Raw genomic sequence first — 1,109 nt, 5'->3', positions numbered from 1 at the left:
GCCTCTGGCGAGTGGACCTACACGCTCAACAACAGCAACGCCACCGTGCAAGCCCTGGCTGCAGGTTCTACCCTGAGCGACACGTTCACGGTCACCGCCGCTGACGGCACAGTGCAACTCGTGACCGTCACCATCAACGGCGCCAACGATGCGGCCCAGATCACCGGCGCCGTGACCGGTGCTGTCACCGAAGACAGCGGCGTAGTCGTTGGCGGCACGCTCAGCGTCAGCGATGTCGATGCTGGTGAATCGAGCTTCAACGCCCCAGCGTCTTTGGCCGGCACCTACGGCAACTTCACCTTTACCGCAGGCACAGGCGCGTGGAGCTACACCCTGGACAACACCAAGGCCGCGGTACAAGCCCTGGCTGCTGGCGTCCAAGTCACCGACGCCCTGACCGTCTCCAGCCAGGATGGCACCACCCAGGTGGTCACCGTCACCATCAACGGCGCCAACGATGCGGCCCAGATCACCGGCGCCGTGACCGGTGCTGTCACCGAAGACAGCGGCGTAGTCGTTGGCGGCACGCTCAGCGTCAGCGATGTCGATGCTGGTGAATCGAGCTTCAACGCCCCAGCGTCTTTGGCCGGCACCTACGGCAACTTCACCTTTACCGCAGGCACAGGCGCGTGGAGCTACACCCTGGACAACACCAAGGCCGCGGTACAAGCCCTGGCTGCTGGCGTCCAAGTCACCGACGCCCTGACCGTCTCCAGCCAGGATGGCACCACCCAGGTGGTCACCGTCACCATCAACGGCGCCAACGATGCGGCCCAGATCACCGGCGCCGTGACCGGTGCTGTCACCGAAGACAGCGGCGTGACCAACGGCACCCCTGGCACACCGACCGCCACCGGTAAGCTCTTCAGCACCGACGTCGATGGCACAGCCAACCTGTTCACGGAGGTCACTGCTGGAGCCACCAGCACCGGCGGCTACGGCACCTACGCCATGAGCGCCTCTGGCGAGTGGACCTACACGCTCAACAACAGCAACGCCACCGTGCAAGCCCTGGCTGCAGGTTCTACCCTGAGCGACACGTTCACGGTCACCGCCGCTGACGGCACAGTGCAACTCGTGACCGTCACCATCAACGGCGCCAACGATGC

1 protein-coding gene is annotated in these 1,109 nt (G+C 64.9%); it reads left to right on the top strand.

Features of this window, described 5'->3' with window-relative positions; all coding sequences use genetic code 11:
* Positions 1-1,109 (top strand): VCBS domain-containing protein (locus B9Z45_RS16650; RefSeq protein ID WP_199221938.1); only part of this gene is annotated, 1,109 nt, incomplete at both ends.

Origin of the sequence: Limnohabitans sp. 2KL-17 (genome assembly GCF_003063415.1) — a bacterium.
In the GTDB taxonomy this organism is placed as follows: domain Bacteria; phylum Pseudomonadota; class Gammaproteobacteria; order Burkholderiales; family Burkholderiaceae_C; genus Limnohabitans_A.
Note: the sequence above shows the minus strand (reverse complement) of the source record. Positions and strands in the feature narration are given on the sequence as shown.